The organism is Thiohalophilus sp. (assembly GCF_031581315.1).
In the GTDB taxonomy this organism is placed as follows: domain Bacteria; phylum Pseudomonadota; class Gammaproteobacteria; order UBA6429; family Thiohalophilaceae; genus Thiohalophilus.
Genome location: NZ_JAVLAZ010000165.1, coordinates 1 through 2,363, shown reverse-complemented (window position 1 = coordinate 2,363; position 2,363 = coordinate 1). Strand labels below are relative to the sequence as shown.

General features: G+C 60.3%; 3 protein-coding genes. All 3 read right to left on the bottom strand.

Going from position 1 to position 2,363, the window contains the following annotated elements; all coding sequences use genetic code 11:
* The coding region (locus RI563_RS13180) for a PAS domain-containing protein (RefSeq protein ID WP_310694843.1) at positions 1 to 741 on the bottom strand (741 nt) is incomplete at its 3' end.
* A gap of 387 nt (positions 742 to 1,128) precedes the next feature.
* Positions 1,129 to 1,977 (bottom strand): alpha/beta hydrolase, encoded by an 849-nt coding sequence (locus RI563_RS13175; protein ID WP_411293588.1) that lies wholly within the window; start codon positions 1,975 to 1,977, stop codon positions 1,129 to 1,131.
* A gap of 117 nt (positions 1,978 to 2,094) precedes the next feature.
* Positions 2,095 to 2,363, bottom strand: a 269-nt coding sequence (locus RI563_RS13170) for a M48 family metalloprotease (protein WP_310694841.1), incomplete at its 5' end; no start/stop codon positions are given.

The window sequence follows — 2,363 nt, the reverse complement described above, 5'->3', positions numbered from 1 at the left end:
GCGTAGCGGAGTGAAGATGAATCGGCGCAGCAGCACGAAGATCAGGATCAGGGCGGCGATATTGAATCCGGCCAACATGGTCCCTGCCCAGTAGTTCTGGTTGGAAATCTCGCGTACCTGTTCGGTTTGTGCCGCCGTCAGGCCTGGATTTCCCTCAGCCGACGCGATGCTGCCTGCCGGGTCGCCCAGGATCGCAATCATTTGCTGGTGATTGAGGTAGGCGTCGCCGAATTTCAGCGCAGTGAGTATCACGAGCAGGCCGATGGCCAGCGTCAGCCAAGTCACGAAGCTGACGTTGGCCAGACTGCGTTCCTTCGGCAACTCCGCTGCCTTGTTCTCGCTGAGCTCACGATAGAGCTTTTCCGCCTTGCGGATCTGCTCGTGGCTGGGCTTGGTGCGGATCGACTGGTAGCCGACGATCTCGTCGCCCTTGTAAACCGGGGTGACGTAGGCCATGACCCAGTAATGATCGCCGTTCTTGCAGCGATTCTTGACCATGTTCCGCCAGACTTCGCCTGCCTTGACGGTCTGCCAGAGGTCCTTGAAGGCGGCCGGCGGCATGTCGGGGTGCCGGATGACGTTGTGGTTCTGGCCGATCAACTCGTCCCATTCAAAGCCACTGACCTTGAGGAAGTCCTTGTTGACGTAGGTGATCTTGCCCTTGAGATCCGTGGTGGAAATCAATTGCCAGTCGGACGGATAGTCGAAATTCTTCTGGGTGACAGGGAGATTGACTTTCATCGAAGCGTTCCGTGTTTTTTGTCGCTTTTCCGGGGCTAAAATTAGCTTCGGCTGATCTAACTATCGGGCGGGCCGAAAAAAACTTGAGGCCTTGTGCCAAGCTTTTACATCGCTTTGCTAACAATTTTTTTCGCCTGTGCCTCGGGGCGTGAACTGTTTGTCGCGAGGGCCTGAAATTGCTTTCAGGACGCGCTCCCTGCGGGGATCCACCTTCCGGTGACAGCAGGTCATCTGACGACATCATAGCTATACAATACCTGTACAACAAGTGCGCTCGGCTAATCTAATTAGGCCTGCTTGCGGGTAGGAAAATAACAAAGAGATACGCCTGCGTTCCTGTAACTTCCTGTTTGTTTAATGCTCGGCACGAGCATCTAAACTAGGACGTTAGAAGTGAGAGGAACGTGGGCTTGCTTTCGAGCGGCGCGTCGCTTGCTTGAGAAAGGCTTGAAGGCGGGGCCATTCGCTGTCGAGGTGACGGCTGAGGTCGTGTTCCCCGTCCAGCAGATGGAGGGTGGCGGGCGTGTTGCCCCGGCTGGCAAACAGACGTTGCGCATCAGAGGCGGGGATGACCGGGTCCTCTCGACCATGCACCAGCAACACCGGGCATTGCACCTGGGGGAGGGTGTGAATCGGGGCGATCTCGTGGAACCGGTGGCCGATCACGCGCTCGACGTAGCGCAGGACATACCAGCCCAGGGGGAAGAACGGTATACCCTTGCTGGCCAGCCAGCGGCGCATCATCTGATCGGGGTGGGCAAAGGTGGACAGACTGACCACCGCGGCGATGTCGTGGCGCCGTGAGGCAGACAGCAGTACCGCGGCCGCTCCCACGGAGTGCCCCATGAGCACGACCGGGGCAAGTTCCCGCCCCGCTCGCTGGCGTACCCAGTCGATGGTCGCATCGGTGTCCTCGGCAAAGCGCGGCATGGACGAGAAATCATCGGCATCGCTCTCGCCATGATTGCGAGCGTCGAACAGTAGTACATCCCAGCCGGCCGTCTGGAGTGGGCGGGCCAAGGGCAGCATGAGTTCCCGATTCGCGCCCCAGCCGTGGGTGATGATCACCACGCCTGTTCTCTTCTGCCCCGGCAACCACCAGCCAGCCAACCGTCGGCCTCGCTGTGTGGGGATCGAGATGCTCTCTCCGGTCACTCCGTGCGAGGCAAGGGTCTGACGGATCGGCTCACGCGGTGCGGCAAGGCTTTTTCGCAGCCGCCGATGAAACAGATGCATCACTGTAGCCAAGAGGGCTATGGCCGCGACAGATGCTAGCCAGACTGTCATGAAAGGCACAGCGGGTGATCCGCCCTGAGTGTGGTTCCCTGCAGCGGACAGAGCATGGCCTGCCGGTCAGTCCGCCCGTTCCAGCCGACGGATTCGCTCTTCCAGGGGCGGGTGGGTATCGAACAGGCGGGCACCGCCGCCGCGGAAGAGAAAGGCGTGATTCATCTCGGCGGCGCCCTCGGCTTTCACCTGCGAGGAGGCGCCGCCCTGGAGTTTCTCGAAGGCGCTTTTCAGCCCCTCGGGGTAACGGGTGAACTGGACGGCCGAGGCATCGGCCAGGTATTCGCGCTGGCGGCTGACGGCCGCCTGCAGAATGCGGCCGAAGAGCACGGTCA